The following is a 16827-nucleotide window of genomic DNA, read 5'->3' as shown; positions in this document are numbered from 1 at the left end:
CTGCCAACGAAGTTGAGTACTTTAAGGCTGGCGGCATTTTGCATTATGTTCTACGTAATATGTTAGCCAAGTCAAGTTAAGCATTCTTGCTCTTCAGTTTGACTAAGTTGAAGTAACTCATTGATTTTGGACTTATCTGAGGTAAAAACTATGGTCTTTAAGTCATATTGCATGATTTAAAGACCATTCATTTTACTTAGGTGCTGTAAGAGACTATTTTGGGGTGCTCAAAAAACGAGTATAAAGAGCACAAAGTTGATGAACATAATGGAATACACTTGAATTTAATCGAGATTTGTTCACTGATTGATCCACAGCAGATTACTGAGTTTGCAGCTGGTGATCCAAATGAAAATCCATGGGTTGAAGGTCAGCCTCAGCTTGAATCAATTGCGCTCAGTGCTTATGACCCTATTTGGCCACTGTGGTATGAACAGATACGGGCTCAAGTGGTCACGGCTTTAGCTAATCAAGTATTGAGTATGACGCATGTGGGCTCAACTGCTGTACCTGATCTTGCTGCTAAGCCTGTCATTGATATCGACATGATTGTTGCTGATCCTCAAGATGAGGCGAGTTATGTGCCAAGACTGACTCAGTTGGGTTATCGTCTGACCATTCGTGAACCAAGTTGGTATCAACATCGGATGCTCCGTCTCGATCGGCCACGAGTCAATTTGCATGTTTTTGCTCCAAACTGTCCTGAACATATACGACATTTGTTATTTCGTGATTGGTTAATAACTCATACAGACGATCGTCAACGTTATGCAGCAGTGAAGCAACGTGCTCTAGATGGTGTAGATACTGTGCAGGCTTATAATTTAAATAAGCAGGCTGTGGTTCGGGATATTTATCAAAATATTTTTAAATTCTATAACTTACTCGGTCAGGACTAAGAGATAAACTCGCTCTCAATATGAAAGGAATCTGAGATGATGCGTTATATATTATTGTTTTTATTAACTATATTTTGTTTTGATCGTGTACAGGCTAAACAAGATGTTGTACCGAAAGCTGTTGATTATCCAATCGCTGTGTATAAGGGGCCAACTGCAAAGCTTGATCTTAGTGATCCTGCTGCAAGAATGTTCCGTACACGTTTAGGCGAAGCCTTAAAGCAACCTGTTGAGTTTGCTGGTGAATATGTTGTTGGCTTTTGGGGCTGTGGTGCAATGTGCCGTAGCTATAGTTTTGTCAGCAAAAAAACAGGCCAACTTTTGTCAGTCGGTTTTGGTGGTGAAGAAAACCAAGAGGATGTGGTTTTTGTTAAGCCGAATAGTCGATTGTTGGTGACTGAAGAAGAAGTGCAGGATGAAGACTTCAAGGTGACTGCTGTTAAAGTGAGATTTTATGAGTTTAAGAATAAGCAATTTAAACTCATTAAAACACTTACAAAAGCTCCGAGTGAATAAATCTACTGGCTGATATTTGATCTTTAAGAACAATGTGCTAGTTTTTAGAGTTTTCAATACATGACTTTATAAAATGAAAAATTTAAATCCTAAAATTGCTTTGCTGATTGGATTGATCTTGTTGTTGGTGAGTGGGGGCTTATATTGGAAAACCTCTACTCCAAGTATCAGTGCTGAAGATCAAGCAAGCTGTGAAAGTGCTGTGCAAAATCAGTATGGTGAACAGGCAGCAGCCTTGATCGATCGTTGTAAAACAGATGTGGGTTTTGTAGCAATGACTAAGGCTCAAAATTCGGGTGCAGGTTCAGCTCAAGAATTAGCGACAGCAATAAGTCAGGCCAATCAAAAAGATACAGGTAACCATATGCTTTATATGTTTTTTGTTGGCTTAACTCTCATGGTTGGATTGGTCTTTACCTTACGTGGTATTAAAGGTCTTACGCAAAAGACTGAATAAGCAGTTACAAAAATACCTTAACCCGATCCCCCCCAATTGGGCTTATTGCTTTGATTGGGGGTAATACTGCCAGATTAGCTGAGAACACTAAAGTTTGAGCTTTTGTAATAACTGCAATAATGTGGCAATTTCCTCTGGATTTAATAGCGATTGAATATCATCAGCAGTTTCTTCAACCGTGATCAAAGCATCTTGTAAAATACTTTGTCCAGTTTTACTCAGACTGACCAAGCTTTGGCGAGCATCACGTGGATTGCTGGTGCGCTCAGTCAGACCTATTTTTTCCATTGGTTGTAATACACGTGTTACACCAGATGCAGATAAAGCCACTTTTTCGGCTAGCGCTATACGACTGAGTGTTTGATTTTGTGCAGTATTGAGCTGGTACATCAGCATAAATTCAGTAAAGTTAATCCCATGTGTACTCAGGCGCAAATCAAATTTCTTACTGATCAAACTGCCCAAATGTACATGCATAAATAAAAAATTAAGATTACTCATTGTTATTCTCCTTGAGTAGATAAGTGCATTATGTTTGATATATGCTTGAGTGGTCAAGTATATATCAAATAATTTTTAGCAAATGAACTGTAAGGATTTGAAAGTTATTAATTTAAAAATCTATTTGCGGCTAAGGTTTTAACGCTGCTTATTGTTAAAGCTTTTTGTTAGAATGCGCCTGAGTAATTTTATCTAAGAGAAGTGATGAGTCAGTTAGCCCCAGACGATGAGTACGAGCGCCGTTTTGCAGGTGTAGCCAAAATTTATGGTGAACAAACCTTTGATCAATATGCAAATAGTCATGTGATGGTGATTGGTATTGGCGGTGTGGGCTCTTGGGCTATTGAAGCATTGGCACGTAGTGGCGTGGGACAATTGACCTTGGTTGATATGGATGTGGTTGCAGCATCAAACATTAACCGACAATTACCAGCGCTGAGTTCTACGCTGGGTCATGAAAAGATCGCAGTGATGGCAGAGCGTTGTCGTCAGATTAATCCACGCATACAGATTAATTTAATTGATGATTATTTGAGTGCGGAGAATGTCAAAGAGATCTTGGTTGGCTCACCTGACTTGATTTTGGATTGCATTGATGATGTCAAAGCTAAATTGGCCTTAATGCTGCATTGCCGTTTTCATAAAATTCCGCTTATTGTCTCTGGTGGTGCTGGCGGTAAGCTTGATCCTCTTAAGATACGCGTTGCAGACTTATCTAAAACTGAGCAAGATCCGATGTTAGCCAAGTTGCGTAGTCAATTGCGCAGTAAAGGGATTTGTAAAAAACCCAAAGAAAAATTTGGTATTTTATGTATTTACTCAATCGACAATCCATTCTCGAGTGCCGATGTGTGCCCTAGTGCTGGACTACGCTGTGGGGGCTATGGTTCAGCAGTCGTTGTGACTTCAAGTTTTGCTATGATCGCAGTTGCTGAGGTACTCAAAAAACTTGAGCAAATTGGGTTGAAGAAGATTCAAAACTTAGCCACTGGCATTTAAGCAAACTGTCATGCAAATCGCATTAAAGTGAAAGAATATTAGACTAATCTAATGTTAAAACTTGCTTAAAGGGTAAGCGAATGACACGTCCCTATGCAGATTTAGATTATGATTGGTCACCTAATTTTCGTGACAATTTTAAAGCGTTTTTTGAGCAAAGCCATAATAATCAACGTACTGCTAATAAAAATATTTTAGAAGAGTTAGTTCGCCCACGTTTACGTATTGCTATTGTGACTGAGACTTGGCCACCTGAAATCAATGGGGTGGCGCTGTCCTTACTACAACTATGCAAAGGACTACAAAAACTGGGTCATAAAATATTATTAATTCGTCCTGAACAAACACAGGATTGCCAAGAGTTTGTACCCAATAAAAGTTGTATGGTTAAGGCTCAGGCAATTCCAAAATATACCAGCTTACAATTTGGTTGGCCGCAATTCCTTAAAGTTCGTCAAGCAATTCAGGAGTTCTCCTCAGATATTGTACATATCGTGACAGAAGGGCCTTTGGGGTTAAGTGCTTTACAAAGCGCTAAACAGCTTAACTTACCCGTATCGAGTGGCTTCCATTCACCCTTTCAAGATATGAGTCGTTTTTTCGATTTAGCTTTCTTGCTAAAACCTATTCAACGTTATTTACGTTGGTTTCATAACAGTACACAATTAACTTGTGTGCCCAATGCAGAAACTGCGAATGCATTACGTTCTTTCGGTGTGGACTGTAAATTATGCGTGGTTGGTCGCGGTGTAGATATACAACGCTTTTCTCCGCAACATCGCTCTGAAAAAATACGTGAATCTTGGGGCGTCGCTACAGATACAGTGGTTATGTTGTATGTGGGGCGGCTTTCGCCAGAAAAACAAATCGGCATGATTATTGAATCTTACCAACAGATGCGACAGCAGGGTAAAAATGTAAGTTTAGTGATCGTGGGCGATGGCCCAGATCATCGGCATTTAACGCAGATGCTTGGTGCTGAGAGTGTCATTTTTACAGGTGCATTGAGTGGGCAAGCATTGACCAGTGTCTATGCCAGTGCCGATGTATTTGTGTTTGCAAGTCAAGTTGAAACATTTGGTAATGTGGTATTGGAGGCGATGGCAAGTGGTTTACCCGTTGTTGCTTTTGATTATGCGTGCGCACAGCAGTATGTTGTAAATTATTTGAGTGGTTGGCTTGTTGCTAAAGGCAACGAGAGTGGCTTCAAACAAATACTTTACGCTTTACCTGAGCGTTTGGTTTTACAACGAATGGGAAGACATGCGCTTGAAGCAACACGTCAAGCCGGTTGGCAATTCCCTGTACAGCAGTTTGAACAAGCACTTTATGAAGTGGTTCAGACAGCAAAATGAGTTGACGAAGACATTGAGAAATCAGTAGACAGCAGCAAAACAATAATAATGTTAGCGGAGAAATACGATGATCAAAGAAGCGAAAACCAAGATACTCGATTTGGACCTCAAAGGTTGTATTTATCTAAATAATCTTTCGAATAGACAACCCATTGCACGCTTTTTTAAAACGATAAGCCGCTTGGGGGATGGTGGATTTTGGTCCATCATGCTGTTAAGTGTATGGGCAACTAAAGGGCTACAATACGGCCCTAAAATTGGCTTTATGTTGTTGGGTGGTTCTGTGGGAAGCATCATTTATAAAGTATTGAAGCAAAAGACCACACGGCCAAGACCTTATCAAGTGCATCAGGTGATTATCTTAGGCGAACGACCTTTGGATCACTTTAGCTTTCCTTCAGGTCACACTTTACATGCAGTGATGGCCACTATTGTGCTGGGCATGGCTGTACCTTACCTGTTGGTTGTAATGGTGCCTTTTACCATTGTTGTTGCATTATCTAGAATGGTGTTAGGGCTGCATTATCCTTCAGATGTGATCGTTGGAGCTTTGATTGGTGCTGCGGTAGGTGGTGGGATTTTATTGGCTGCTTCACTGTTGGCACTTGAGCTTTGAGCATTTTAAAAGCACAGATACAAGGTGATGTTTACTACCGAATTTGCTAAAGTGGGTGCGCTTAAAAGTTTAGCAATTGAAAAGGTGCATTATGGGACTACGTTGGAGCGATAGTATTGATATCGCAATTGAGTTAAGCGAAGCACATAGCGATGTTGATCCACAATGGGTACGTTTTACTGACCTACATGCATGGGTCTGTGCGCTAGCTGATTTTGAAGATGATCCTGAAAAATCATCAGAAGGTTTGCTTGAAGCAATCCAAATGGCTTGGATTGATGAAGTTCGTTAATTTTTGGTAAAAAACTCAATTTTTTCTCCATTCAACACTGATCATCATGCATTAATTCTGTATAATGCGCCAAATTTTGACGTTAAAATGCAAGGAGCCAAAAATGGCTATCGAACGTACTTTGTCTATCGTAAAACCTGATGCTGTAGCAAAAAACCACATTGGTGATATTTTTGCTCGTTTTGAAAAAGCGGGTCTTAAAATTGTAGCAACTAAAATGAAGCATTTGTCTAAAGCTGAAGCTGAAGGTTTCTATGCTGAACACAAAGAACGTGGTTTCTTTGCTGACCTCGTTGCTTTCATGACTTCTGGTCCTGTTGTTGTTTCAGTTCTTGAAGGTGAAAACGCAGTTCTTGCTCACCGCGATATCTTGGGTGCAACTAACCCTAAAGAAGCTGCTCCTGGTACGATCCGTGCTGACTTCGCTGTAAGCATCGACGAAAACGCTGCGCATGGTTCTGACTCAGTTGCTTCTGCTGACCGTGAAGTAAACTACTTCTTCGCTCAAACTGAAGTTTGCCCACGCACTCGTTAATCGAGCCTAAGAAAAACCAAATAAGTGGTATACTCCTTATTTGGTTTTTTCTTCTCTGCAAAAAACTACGCTGTTATTTTCTTGTCTTCTCCCAAATCGAAAGAGTTTAGGTAATCCCCATGAATGCTGAAATGGTTACGTCATCCGCGCAACTCGATGAGCAAAAGTCACCATCACCAAGCGTTGCATCTGAAACACCGACCAAAATCAATTTGATGGGCATGTCACGCAGCGAACTCGAACAGTTTTTTGTTGAGCTTGGAGAGAAAAAGTTCCGTGCTGGTCAAGTGATGAAGTGGATTCATCAATTCTTTGTGACTGATTTTGCTGAAATGTCTAATATTTCAGGTAAATTACGCGCGAAACTGGAACAAATTTGTGAGATTCGTGTTCCTGAAGTCGTACATCGTAACTACTCAAAAGACGGTACACGTAAATGGGTATTTCGGGTTGGCGATGGCGCAGGTTCTTTAGTTGAAACTGTACTTATTCCTGCTGATGACAAGACCGGTGCACGTAAAACGCTCTGTATTTCTTCACAAGTTGGCTGTGCTTTGGACTGTTCATTCTGTTCAACAGGTAAACAAGGTTTTCAGCGTGACTTGAGTCCTGATGAAATTATTGGCCAGCTCTGGGTGGCAAACTACTCATATATGGAAGAAGTTGCAGTTGCAGAACGTGAGCGTACAGTCACCAATGTGGTGATGATGGGTATGGGCGAACCGCTGTTGAATTATGATGCTGTGCTAAGCTCAATGCAGATCATGCTCGATGACTTTGCTTATGGCATGTCTAAACGCCGTGTCACATTATCTACATCAGGTGTAGTACCTAAGATCGATCAATTGGCTAAAGATATCGATGTCGCTTTAGCGATCTCATTACACGCACCAAATGATGAGCTGCGCAATGAGTTAGTGCCGATTAATAAAAAATATCCGCTCAAAGAATTAATCGCAGCATGTCAACGTTATATTACAAAAGATGGCAACGAAAGCGCACGTAAGCACGTTACTATTGAATATGTCATGTTGGATGGGGTGAATGATCAACCTGAACATGCACAGCAAATGCTGAAGTTATTAAAAAATTTACCGAGCAAGATTAACCTCATCCCATTTAATCCGTTCCCACATGCACCTTATGGTCGCTCTAGTCGAAATCGCATCATGGCATTCCAAAAAACTTTGTCTGATGCCGGATTTGTGTGTACGATTCGTCAAACACGTGGTGATGATATTGATGCTGCTTGTGGACAGTTGGTTGGACAGGTGGCAGACCGTACACGTCGTGCGGCGCAGTGGAAGAAAAAAGTAGAAGAAAAAAATATGATCGTTCGAGTCACTGGCGATCCAGATAGCTAGGGAGTTTACTTTGACCATTTTGTATCGAAACACCATTACGATCAGCTTATTCTGCTTGGTGGTTGGCTGGATACAGGGTTGTCAAAATTCAACTTCCAACACTTTAGTGCAACAAGACCCAGAACGGGCAGTGAAAGTGAGAACCCAATTGGCAGCGGAATATATTCGAAGTGGTGATCTAGATGCTGCAAAACGCACGCTAGATCAGGCTTTGCATTACAATGCTAAAGATGCTGGGGCCAATATGATGATGGGCATATTATTACAACAAGAAGCCAGCCCAAATAGTCTTCAACAAGCAGACCACTTTTTTAAGCGTGCACTGAAAGCAGAGCCCAAAAATGCACAGGTGCGCAATAATTACGCAAGTTATTTGCATCAAATGCAGCGTAATGATGAAGCAATTAAACAATTAAAAATTGCTGGTGCTACACTAGGTTACGATCAGCGTTATCGGGCACTTGAAAACTTAGGTCAAGTTTATTTAAGCTTAGGCAACATAGATGAAGCAGAAAAAAGTTTTCAACAAGCGCTTTCTGTGCATCGCGATTCTCTCACTTCGGTGTTAGAGTTAAGCGAAATTTATTATTTGCAGCGGAAATTCAGTGCTGCAGACCAAAGCTATGGACATTATCTTCGTATGCAGGGTCAAACTCCGGCAAGTGCACGTGTGCTCTGGCTGGGTGCTCGTATTGCGCGGGCGAATGGAGATCTAGTAGGTATGCAAGCTCAGTTGACTCAATTGCAGAGTTTGTATCCTAAAAGTCAAGAATATCAACACTATTTACAATTGCAGCACAGCACTGAGGCCGTATGGAAGTAAATCCTAATTCACAGCAACCTACTGGTTCAAACGTAGCACCTAATGCTTTAGGAAATATACAACGTCCTGGCGAGTACTTGCGTCAAGTTCGAATTTCTCAATCTAAAAATCTTGAGGATGTTTCCGTAGATTTAAAAATCTCAGAAAAAAGCTTAGAAGCTTTGGAGCAAGATCAATATACTAACTTGCCAGAAGCAACCTTTATCAAAGGCTATTATCGTAGTTACGCCAAGTATTTAGGCGTTGATGCAACGGCTATTATTCAACGTTTTGATGAGATTTATCAAAATGATACAGGGCTATTGCCGAATAAGGCATTAGATGATTCCCCTATAAAAATTATGGGTAAACTTCCTGGATCAAACAGCGACCGTAACCGTAAATGGTTAAAGCGTATTTTGATTGCGATTGTCGCACTTGTGCTCATCTGGGCAGTGGTTGTTGCTGTTCAAAAATGGTCAGCGAAGAAGAAAGTTGATGTAAATGCGACAGAACAACAAAATACCATGCAAGTAGTGACACAAGATTCAGCAACGACTACACCTGCAACGAGTGGTGATCAGTTGGTACTGAACTTTAATCGCCCAACCTCAGTACACATTGTCGATGGAACAGGCAAAGTTTTAGCAACAGGACGTCAGGCAGATAAGCTCAGTCTCAATGGTAACTCACCATTCCAAATTCGTTTGGATGATGCGACAGCAGTGACTTTGAGCTTAAATGATGAACAAATTTCATTGTCGTCATATACGGTAAATGGGAAAGCAGACTTCCGTTTATCTCGCTAATTAGTTGAAGTCGAGTAGGAACATGATCGAGAATCCGATTAAACGTCGCCCAACCCGTAAAATACGGGTGGGTTCTGTTTATGTAGGCGGTGATGCGCCAATCAGTATCCAAAGCATGACCAATACAGAGACATGTGATGTTGATGCTACTGTTGCGCAAATTGAGCGTTGTGCTGATGCTGGCGCAGATATCATGCGTGTTTCAGTGCCCACAATGCAGGCTGCAGAGGCATTTGGTGAAATCCGTAAACGTGTGACAGTGCCATTGGTTGCGGATATTCACTTTGACTATAAAATTGCGTTAAAAGTTGCTGAATTAGGTGTTGATTGCTTGCGCATTAACCCCGGCAATATTGGTTCTGAGGCGAAAATTCGTGAAGTGGTTGCCGCTGCAAAATATCACGATATTTCAATGCGTATTGGTGTAAATGCCGGTTCATTAGAAAAAGATCTGCAAACAAAATATGGTGAACCTACAGGACAAGCCTTGCTTGAGTCTGCGTTACGTCATATTGATATTTTGGATCGCCTCAATTTCCATGAATTTAAAATATCAGTAAAAGCATCAAATGTATTTTTAACTATGGATGCTTATCGTCTTCTGTCTCAGCAAGTGGATAATCCACTACATTTAGGTGTAACTGAGGCAGGAATTTATCGTACAGGTACAGTGAAGTCAGCGATTGCTTTAGGTGGTCTACTGATGGAAGGAATTGGAGATACCATGCGTATTTCTTTGGCCGCTGAACCTGAAGATGAAGTTAAAATTGGTTTTGATATTTTGAAATCATTGAGTTTACGCTCAAATGGGATTAACTTTATTGCTTGCCCAAGTTGTTCGCGGCAAGAATTTAACGTGATTCAAGTGATGCAACAACTTGAAGAACGTTTAGAAGATATACGTACACCAATGGATGTATCTGTGATTGGTTGCAAGGTCAATGGGCCTGGTGAAGCCAAAGAAGCAGATATTGGGGTGGTGGGTGCTAGCCCTCGTTCGTTGGTGTATCATAATGGCGAAAAAAGCCATTTAATTGACACCAAGCAACTCGTTGATGAGATCGAAACCATGGTACGTCAACGTGTTAAAGTGCTTGAAGAAGCTAAATCTAAAGAGATCATTCGTAGTTCATCATGAGTTCAATTGTCGCAATCAAAGGTTTTAATGATATTCTCCCAACGCAAACAGCCGCTTGGAGACGCCTAGAACAGCATTTAGCATCTTTAATGGATGCTTATGGCTACCAACAAATTCGTTTGCCGATTGTTGAACAAACGCATCTATTTAAGCGTTCTATTGGTGATGCAACGGATATCGTTGAAAAAGAAATGTACACCTTTTTAGATAAAGGTAATCCACCAGAATCATTAACTCTACGCCCTGAAGGAACAGCAGGTTGTGTACGTGCAATGCTCGAACATAATTTACTGCGCGGTGCGACACCACGAGTTTGGTATAACGGTCCAATGTTCCGTTATGAAAAACCACAAAAAGGTCGCTATCGTCAGTTCCATCAATTTGGTGTAGAGACCTTTGGTGTTGCGACACCTGATATGGATGCAGAACTGATCTTGTTAACAGCGCGTCTTTGGAAACGCATGGGTGTGTCTGACAAAGTACGCTTAGAACTCAATACTCTGGGTGAGATTGATGAGCGTAATGCTTATCGTACTGCCTTAGTTGAGTTTTTAAATACACATCAAGATCAGTTGGATGAAGATTCAAAGCGTCGTTTAACCACCAATCCGCTACGAATTTTAGACTCTAAAGATGCTAATACACAGAAAATTTTAGAGAATGCTCCGAAACTGCATGATTTTATGCAAGAAGAAACGATGGCGCATTTCGCTCAATTGCAGCAGTATTTGACCGATGCAGGCATTGAGTTTGTTATCAATCAAAAATTGGTGCGCGGTTTAGATTATTACAACAAAACCGTCTTTGAATGGACAACAACACATTTGGGTTCACAAGGTACAGTTTGTGCTGGTGGGCGTTATGATGGTTTAGTTGGACAGCTTAAAGGTAAACCAGACCAGTCAGTCCCTGCAGTTGGTTTTGCTATGGGAATTGAGCGTTTGTTACTTCTCCTTGAATTGGTTGAAAATGATGAACCAGTACGTGAGTGCGAAGTATTCTTGGTTGCAGAACAAAAAATGCAAGGTCAAGCGTTATTATTGGCTGAATCAATCCGTGATCAATTAGAGACGGCTGCAAGCGCACTGCGTATTAAAGTCGGTTCGTTTGGTTCAATGAAAAGCCAAATGAAAAAAGCTGACCAATCAGGTGCAGTCTATGCCTTGATTTTGGGTGAAAGAGAATGGGAAACACAGCAACTACTGGTAAAAACATTGGCGACAGCTGATCAGCATCATGTTGCAGTTGCTGATATTGTGCCATTTTTTATTGAAAAGTTTGCTACACAATAATTTGAGAATCAGAAACATAAGGGTTTAGATCATATGAGCGCAATGACAGAAGAAGAACAACTCAACAGTTTGAAGTCATTTTTTCAAAAGTATGGCTCTAAATTGGTGAGTGGCATTTTAATTGCGCTGATTGCTTTGTTCGGTTGGCAGTATTGGAGCAAAAACAATGCTGCTAAGGGGCAGATGCAAACTGCCAAGGTTCAACAATTGATGGATGAAGCACCAGGTGTAGGAGAGGATAAAAAAGCCTTTTCTGCATTAGCTGCAAAAGCCGATAGCATTGTTAAAGAAGATCCAAACTCAGTACAAGCATTACAGTCACAGTTGGTTATGGCTCAGTTGGCTTATGACAAAGGTGATTATGCTGCTGCTGAGCGTGAATTAAATAAAGTGGAAAGTTCTACACTTAAAGATGAAGGACTGATGGCTGTTGTTCGTATTGGGTTGGCTGATGCTCAGTCAGCACAGAAAAAATACGATGAAGCTTTGAAAACTTTAGATAAAGTAAGCTTACCAGCTTTTAAAGCAACTGTAGATGAAGCACGTGGTGATATCTATGTTGCCAAAAACAATACAGAAAGTGCTAAAAAATACTATCAAAGTGCATGGAATACTCTGTTAGAAACCAAACAAGAACGTCAGCTTTTGCAAATTAAATTGCAAAGCGTTGGGGTTTTGGTCGATAACCCTGATGTAGAACTCCCGATTATACAGCCACAAGTGGATGAGTCTTGATGGATAAAAAAATTGTCATTCCTTTTGCCTTAGCAATTTTTTCAGCTGCGTTATTTGGCTGTTCAAGTAACAAGGTTAAAGAAGAGAAAATTAAACCGAATCCGCTACCTAAGTTGGCACAATCAATCAGTTTAGCACCTGTGTTTAGCCAAAGCGTATCTTCTACTAGTAGCCAAGATCCATTGCGTTTACAGATGGATGTTGATCAGGGAGTGTATTTCCTTCCTGATCCTAAGGGTGTGGTAAGTGCCTATAAGGGCAAACAACGCCTTTGGGAAAAACGTGTGACTAAACACGGTATCACCTCTGGTGTAGAAGCTGCTGATGGTGTGGTGATTGTTGGAAATAGCAAAGGCCAAGTTTTTGCTTTGGATCAAAGTACAGGTGAAGAAAAATGGCAAGCCCAAGCTTCTGGTGCTTTGCTTAGCCCTGCATTTATTCATAATGGTCGTGCAATTATCATCGCCAATGACAGTACTGTTTTTGCATTTGATGTTAATACAGGGCAACAGGCATGGACCTATAAGTTACCGCATGCTCAGCTGAGCCTACGTGCACAGTCAGCACCTGTTGCGATTGATGCGCGTACAGTCGCGATTGGTACAGCCAATGGTTATATCTATGCGATTGACAGCCTAACAGGTGTACCTCGTATGCAACAGCGTGTTGCGGTGAGTGAAGGCCGTTCGGATGTACAGCGTTTAGTTGATATTGCTGCTGATCCTGTGATCGTTGGACAGTTCATGGTTTCAACAAGCTTCCAAGGTCAAGTGACTGTCATGAACTTGGCGACTCAACAGATCATGTGGAGTGAGGATGCGAGCAGTGTAGCAAGTCCTGCGGTACACGATGGCAAAGTCTTCGTTTCTACAATAGATGGTAAAGTTTTAGCTTTTGATTTGTTTAGTGGTGAGCAAGTTTGGACCAATGAACAACTGTTAAATCGTCAACTGAGTAACCCTGTTGTGTTAGGTAATCAGGTTGTTGTGGGTGATTTTGATGGTGTATTACATTTACTCGATGTAAATAATGGTCAATTGCTAGGACGTTCAAGCACAAGCGGTGATGTCCGTGTGCTGCGTGTAGTAGATAATCAACTGCTCGTAAGTACGCGTAAAGGTGCAATGAGCATTTGGCAAAATCGTTAATTTTAAGCAAGGCTTATGTTACACTAGACATCTGAGACTGGATGCAAAGAATATGATCGGGGAGTTTGAATAAAAAATATTCAATCCCCGTATTTTCGTTTATAGATATCTATTGTTGAAACGACAGAACGATTGTGACGACATCATGTGCTTGGGTCGTGAAAGACCTGATTGTGATTGCAGTGATTGTGAGCACAGATTAGATTTTGCATCATCTTGTTATTTTTCTGCTTTTGAAATTCAAGCACGCTTGATAAAGGTTAATTTATGAAACCCGTTATTGCGCTCATTGGTCGTCCCAACGTAGGCAAATCAACATTATTTAATCAAATTACGAAGAGTCGTGATGCACTTGTTGCCGACTTCGCTGGTTTGACTCGCGACCGTAAATATGGCGATGCGACTTTCCAAAATAAATCATTTATTGTGGTGGATACCGGCGGTATCGGTGAAAGTGAAGCTGGTATTGATGCCTACATGGCGGAGCAATCAAAAACTGCGATCAACGAAGCAGACATTATTATGTTTGTGGTTGATGCTCGTGCAGGGTTATTGGCGTCCGACGAACAAATTGCACGTGAAATCCGTACACTTGGCAAGAAAGTTTATTTGATTGCCAACAAAGTTGATGGTGTACATGCTGAGGCTGCGATTGTTGAGTTTTACAAACTTGGTTTGGGTGAGCCCATCCAAGTTGCAGCAAGTCATGGTCGTGGTGTTGCTCAAATGCTTGAGGATGTTCTTGCTGATATTCCTGAAGACGAAGATGCTGCATTACATGATCAAGAAACAGGTTTACGTTTAGCCGTGATTGGGCGTCCAAACGTTGGTAAATCGACTTTGGTAAACCGTTTGTTAGGTGAAGAGCGTGTTGTAGTTTTTGACATGCCGGGTACTACACGTGACTCAGTCTATATTCCGTTTGAACGTAATGAACGAAAATATACTTTGATTGATACTGCGGGTGTACGACGTAAAGGTAAGGTTGATGAAATGATCGAGAAGTTCTCGATCGTAAAAACCTTACAAGCGATGCGTGATGCACATGTGGTTGTGATCGTTGTTGATGCGCGTGAAGGGATTGTAGAGCAAGACTTGCATTTGATCGGCTATGCGCTTGAAGCTGGTCGTGCCATGGTGATCGCCATTAACAAATGGGATAACATGAGCGAGTATGATCGTAAGCAATGTAAGCTTGATGTTGATCGCCGCTTTGACTTTATTCCTTGGGCGAAAATTCACTTAATCTCTGCGTTACATGGTACGGGAGTAGGTGATCTTTATCCTTCGATTCATCGTGCGTATGAGTCATCTAACCTTAAAGTATCACCTGCAAAACTGACGCAAATTTTAAATGATGCTACTGAAGCGCATCAACCACCGATGGTTCAAGGCCGTCGTATTAAAATGCGTTATGCGCATATGGGTGGACAAAATCCACCAACAATTGTGGTACATGGTAATAAAGTTGATAAAACACCAGCAGACTATCGCCGTTACTTAGAAAATGTATTCCGTAAAGTCTATAAGCTTGAAGGTACACCCGTACGAATCGACTTTAAAACAGCTGAAAACCCATTTGAAGGACGTAAGTCTCAATTAGATGAGCGTACAGCTGCACGTCGTCGTCGCTACGTACAGAAATTTAAGAAAGCAGAGAAGAAATTTAAACGTTAAGTTGACGTATTTAAATCTATTCTTTGATTAAAAACCTAACCTTGTGTTAGGTTTTTTTTCAAATAGGGCATCGTTAGATGGGAGAGGGAATTGAATAAGCCTAGAACAAGTCTAGAGATAGATGTAGTCAGTTTAGTTGAACATCAGTCTACAAAGACTACGTTGATCTCACGTCAACAACAGGTGCTTGAGCGTAAACAACTGATTCATCAAATTAAACTTCAACTACTTAGCGATAAATTACAACAGCCATTGGCTGAGCAAGATTTTGCTAAAACAGATTGGGGTAAACCCTATTTAAAAGACCATGAGACTTTTGCCTTTAATCAATCGCATAGTCATAAGCACTATGTTTTGGCGAGTTCATGGCGGCATAAAGATGTAGGTGTTGACGTAGAAGACTTAGATCGAGTCGTGCGTTTCGATGCTTTGGCGCGTCATGCTTTTCATGACGATGAATATGCACTATGGCAGGCCAACGAGCAGGACCCTATACTTTGGCTTAAAATCTGGACGACTAAAGAGGCGATCTTAAAGGCATCAGGGTTAGGTATTCGTATGTCTTTGAAAAACTTAAATACAAAGATCCACGTGGAGCATATGGGCGGGATATACCAAGATGACATGCTTGGGACTTTTGCATACCAGCATTATCAACTGAGCGGTTGTATGTTAACAGTAGCGTGGCGTACGAGTTTGAGTTGTAAAGGCTTTGCTTTTCCACAACTATCACTTAAGCAATCTGATTTATCTGTGTTTAAATCATAACTTACCTTTCAGTTCTAAATTTGATAAATGGCTATTTTTAGACCTTTTGATGGTGTTCTTGTTTTGGTTGGTGGGTATAACTTAACGCTAGATTAAAATCGATGAAAGTTTAATCATAGGGTTGGCTTTTTTCTAGATCAGATATGGCAAAATAAGCATTTTATTGCTTGGTCAGGATTCAAAATGAAGTTGCAAGTCAGTACCAAGGAAATTGAAAGCAAAATTTCAGCTCAACAGAAGAAGTTTCAACGTTTGAGTCAGAAAGTTGAACAAGAAAAAGTACGATTAGTACAGTGGCAAGAGGCACAAAAACAGATTAACAATCGTGCAATGCAGGAAATTGTGCCGACCTATGAAAAGTTACGTCAAATTTCATTTCAGAAAATCGAATATTTAGTTAAGCATAAAAAGCAGAAAATGACTAAAGCACAGTCGGCTAGGCTCGATGAAAAAGTCGAGCAGCTTGCTTTTGAGTTACTACATTCACAAGAAATCACAGCCACACAAACCAAATTTTTAATTGATTTGCTTAGTGAGCTTGGTCATCACTTTGAACAAGATATTTTTGATCGCAGCAACGCACATTTTCAACAGTCCCACACAACAGAGATTGATGAAGAATCGGATAATCAGGATTCCATGCAAGTAGAGCTTGAACATTTAAAAGCATTACTAAGTGATCAACATAACTTGGAGGCGGATTTCTTTGATTTTGAAGCAGATAGTCCTGATGACTTTATGGAAAAATTCTCTCAAAAGATGGATGAAAGAGAAAAGCGTGATTTCTTAGATCAGTTTGAAGATCATGAACGACAACATTTTGAACGTGAAATAGCACGTGAGAAAGCCAAAAAAGAAAAAAAGATACAACAAAGAGCGCAAGCTAAAAAAATTGCTAATCAATCTTTCAAACAAATTTATTTG

Annotated in this window: 18 protein-coding genes and 1 pseudogene; 18 read left to right on the top strand and 1 reads right to left on the bottom strand. The window is 40.7% G+C overall.

Annotated elements, in window-relative coordinates:
* The first annotated feature begins 278 nt into the window (after window positions 1-278).
* The 3 genes from Aru01_RS15865 to Aru01_RS15855 all read left to right on the top strand — a co-directional run bounded on the left by Aru01_RS15865 (window position 279) and on the right by Aru01_RS15855 (window position 1872).
* Window positions 279-899: a GrpB family protein gene (locus Aru01_RS15865; RefSeq protein WP_040331410.1), complete on the top strand. Its 621-nt coding sequence runs from the start codon at window positions 279-281 to the stop codon at window positions 897-899.
* Between the two features lie 36 nt (window positions 900-935).
* Entirely contained in the window at window positions 936-1415 is a 480-nt protein-coding gene (locus Aru01_RS15860; RefSeq protein ID WP_016657533.1) for a hypothetical protein, read from the top strand.
* A gap of 73 nt (window positions 1416-1488) precedes the next feature.
* Complete coding sequence (locus Aru01_RS15855; RefSeq protein WP_016657532.1) at window positions 1489-1872, top strand: hypothetical protein; 384 nt, start codon at window positions 1489-1491, stop codon at window positions 1870-1872.
* A gap of 87 nt (window positions 1873-1959) precedes the next feature.
* On the opposite strand, the gene Aru01_RS15850 is transcribed toward Aru01_RS15855, so the two are convergent.
* On the bottom strand, window positions 1960-2373 hold the full coding sequence (locus Aru01_RS15850; RefSeq protein ID WP_016657531.1) for a MarR family winged helix-turn-helix transcriptional regulator: 414 nt from the start codon (window positions 2371-2373) through the stop codon (window positions 1960-1962).
* Between the two features lie 204 nt (window positions 2374-2577).
* Between Aru01_RS15850 and Aru01_RS15845 the strand changes: the two genes are divergently transcribed.
* The 15 genes and pseudogenes from Aru01_RS15845 to Aru01_RS15775 all read left to right on the top strand — a co-directional run.
* Window positions 2578-3372, top strand: a complete 795-nt coding sequence (locus tag Aru01_RS15845; protein WP_016657530.1) for a tRNA threonylcarbamoyladenosine dehydratase — start codon at window positions 2578-2580, stop codon at window positions 3370-3372.
* Window positions 3373-3452: 80 nt separating this feature from the next.
* On the top strand, window positions 3453-4727 hold the full coding sequence (locus tag Aru01_RS15840) for a glycosyltransferase family 4 protein (protein ID WP_016657529.1): 1275 nt from the start codon (window positions 3453-3455) through the stop codon (window positions 4725-4727).
* Window positions 4728-4794: 67 nt separating this feature from the next.
* Window positions 4795-5343 (top strand): phosphatase PAP2 family protein, encoded by a 549-nt coding sequence (locus Aru01_RS15835; protein ID WP_016657528.1) that lies wholly within the window; start codon window positions 4795-4797, stop codon window positions 5341-5343.
* A gap of 91 nt (window positions 5344-5434) precedes the next feature.
* Window positions 5435-5635 carry a Fe-S cluster assembly protein IscX gene (iscX, locus tag Aru01_RS15830; protein ID WP_016657527.1) on the top strand — a complete coding sequence of 67 codons (201 nt, stop codon included), beginning with the start codon at window positions 5435-5437 and terminating at the stop codon, window positions 5633-5635.
* Between the two features lie 103 nt (window positions 5636-5738).
* Window positions 5739-6170: a nucleoside-diphosphate kinase gene (ndk, locus tag Aru01_RS15825; RefSeq protein WP_016657526.1), complete on the top strand. Its 432-nt coding sequence runs from the start codon at window positions 5739-5741 to the stop codon at window positions 6168-6170.
* 119 nt (window positions 6171-6289) lie between these two features.
* Window positions 6290-7534, top strand: a complete 1245-nt coding sequence (gene rlmN, locus Aru01_RS15820; protein WP_016657525.1) for a dual-specificity RNA methyltransferase RlmN — start codon at window positions 6290-6292, stop codon at window positions 7532-7534.
* A gap of 19 nt (window positions 7535-7553) precedes the next feature.
* A complete protein-coding gene (gene pilW / locus Aru01_RS15815; protein ID WP_042111593.1) occupies window positions 7554-8357 on the top strand; it encodes a type IV pilus biogenesis/stability protein PilW in 804 nt (267 codons plus the stop codon).
* Complete coding sequence (locus tag Aru01_RS15810) at window positions 8348-9145, top strand: helix-turn-helix domain-containing protein (protein WP_016657523.1); 798 nt, start codon at window positions 8348-8350, stop codon at window positions 9143-9145. Before pilW ends, Aru01_RS15810 begins: the two co-directional genes overlap by 10 nt.
* Window positions 9146-9167: 22 nt before the next feature.
* Complete coding sequence (gene ispG, locus Aru01_RS15805) at window positions 9168-10283, top strand: flavodoxin-dependent (E)-4-hydroxy-3-methylbut-2-enyl-diphosphate synthase (protein ID WP_016657522.1); 1116 nt, start codon at window positions 9168-9170, stop codon at window positions 10281-10283.
* Window positions 10280-11575, top strand: coding sequence for a histidine--tRNA ligase (gene hisS / locus Aru01_RS15800; protein WP_016657521.1), 1296 nt, complete (start codon window positions 10280-10282; stop codon window positions 11573-11575). Before ispG ends, hisS begins: the two co-directional genes overlap by 4 nt.
* Window positions 11576-11608: 33 nt before the next feature.
* A complete protein-coding gene (locus Aru01_RS15795; RefSeq protein WP_016657520.1) occupies window positions 11609-12310 on the top strand; it encodes a YfgM family protein in 702 nt (233 codons plus the stop codon).
* Window positions 12310-13458 (top strand): outer membrane protein assembly factor BamB, encoded by a 1149-nt coding sequence (gene bamB, locus Aru01_RS15790; RefSeq protein ID WP_016657519.1) that lies wholly within the window; start codon window positions 12310-12312, stop codon window positions 13456-13458. The genes Aru01_RS15795 and bamB overlap by 1 nt, the downstream gene beginning before the upstream one ends.
* Window positions 13459-13725: 267 nt before the next feature.
* A complete protein-coding gene (der, locus tag Aru01_RS15785; RefSeq protein ID WP_016657518.1) occupies window positions 13726-15135 on the top strand; it encodes a ribosome biogenesis GTPase Der in 1410 nt (469 codons plus the stop codon).
* A gap of 90 nt (window positions 15136-15225) precedes the next feature.
* Window positions 15226-15903 (top strand): 4'-phosphopantetheinyl transferase family protein, encoded by a 678-nt coding sequence (locus tag Aru01_RS15780; RefSeq protein WP_016657517.1) that lies wholly within the window; start codon window positions 15226-15228, stop codon window positions 15901-15903.
* A gap of 183 nt (window positions 15904-16086) precedes the next feature.
* Window positions 16087-16827 (top strand): annotated as a pseudogene (locus Aru01_RS15775) (hypothetical protein); the annotation flags it as partial.

The sequence above is a fragment of the Acinetobacter rudis genome (assembly GCF_000829675.1).
GTDB lineage: Bacteria > Pseudomonadota > Gammaproteobacteria > Pseudomonadales > Moraxellaceae > Acinetobacter > Acinetobacter rudis.
Note: the sequence above shows the minus strand (reverse complement) of the source record. Positions and strands in the feature narration are given on the sequence as shown.

Excerpts from the sequence above, each read along its gene's own strand:
- der (WP_016657518.1), top strand. The coding sequence starts at position 13,726 with ATGAAACCCGTTATTGCGCTCATTGGTCGTCCCAACGTAGGCAAATCA.
- Aru01_RS15850 (WP_016657531.1), bottom strand. The coding sequence starts at position 2,373 with ATGAGTAATCTTAATTTTTTATTTATGCATGTACATTTGGGCAGTTTG.
- rlmN (WP_016657525.1), top strand. The coding sequence starts at position 6,290 with ATGAATGCTGAAATGGTTACGTCATCCGCGCAACTCGATGAGCAAAAG.
- Aru01_RS15840 (WP_016657529.1), top strand. The coding sequence starts at position 3,453 with ATGACACGTCCCTATGCAGATTTAGATTATGATTGGTCACCTAATTTT.
- hisS (WP_016657521.1), top strand. The coding sequence starts at position 10,280 with ATGAGTTCAATTGTCGCAATCAAAGGTTTTAATGATATTCTCCCAACG.
- Aru01_RS15845 (WP_016657530.1), top strand. The coding sequence starts at position 2,578 with ATGAGTCAGTTAGCCCCAGACGATGAGTACGAGCGCCGTTTTGCAGGT.
- Aru01_RS15860 (WP_016657533.1), top strand. The coding sequence starts at position 936 with ATGATGCGTTATATATTATTGTTTTTATTAACTATATTTTGTTTTGAT.
- Aru01_RS15810 (WP_016657523.1), top strand. The coding sequence starts at position 8,348 with ATGGAAGTAAATCCTAATTCACAGCAACCTACTGGTTCAAACGTAGCA.
- Aru01_RS15855 (WP_016657532.1), top strand. The coding sequence starts at position 1,489 with ATGAAAAATTTAAATCCTAAAATTGCTTTGCTGATTGGATTGATCTTG.
- bamB (WP_016657519.1), top strand. The coding sequence starts at position 12,310 with ATGGATAAAAAAATTGTCATTCCTTTTGCCTTAGCAATTTTTTCAGCT.
- Aru01_RS15795 (WP_016657520.1), top strand. The coding sequence starts at position 11,609 with ATGAGCGCAATGACAGAAGAAGAACAACTCAACAGTTTGAAGTCATTT.
- ispG (WP_016657522.1), top strand. The coding sequence starts at position 9,168 with ATGATCGAGAATCCGATTAAACGTCGCCCAACCCGTAAAATACGGGTG.
- ndk (WP_016657526.1), top strand. The coding sequence starts at position 5,739 with ATGGCTATCGAACGTACTTTGTCTATCGTAAAACCTGATGCTGTAGCA.
- iscX (WP_016657527.1), top strand. The coding sequence starts at position 5,435 with ATGGGACTACGTTGGAGCGATAGTATTGATATCGCAATTGAGTTAAGC.
- Aru01_RS15835 (WP_016657528.1), top strand. The coding sequence starts at position 4,795 with ATGATCAAAGAAGCGAAAACCAAGATACTCGATTTGGACCTCAAAGGT.